Source organism: Virgibacillus sp. 7505 (assembly GCF_002272135.1).
Classification (GTDB): Bacteria; Bacillota; Bacilli; order Bacillales; family Amphibacillaceae; genus Terribacillus.
In genome coordinates this window covers 1-237 of sequence record NZ_NPBF01000300.1, presented here as the reverse complement: position 1 = coordinate 237, position 237 = coordinate 1, and the positions used below count along the sequence as shown (strand labels likewise).

General features: G+C 51.1%; 1 pseudogene. It reads right to left on the bottom strand.

From position 1 onward, the window contains the following. Nucleotides 1-237 (bottom strand): annotated as a pseudogene (locus CHH91_RS19050) (beta-glucosidase); the annotation flags it as partial.

Here is a 237-nt window from a genome sequence, read left to right as displayed (position 1 = left end):
ATGGATTGCTCTGCCAAAGACCGGGCGGCCGTCTTATGTTCGTCTGACAAGATGCGCGTTGCCGGCAGCTGACGGCTGGCCTTTAAACCGCGGAATGGGTCCTCAAACAGTCCTAAGTCGTTCTTCAGCTTTAAGACGCGGTACACAGCGTCATCCAGAAGCTGCTGCAATTCCTCATTACCGTTTATTACGTTCTCCAACTGATTGGCGTAAACGGCTGTCTTCATATCGATATCA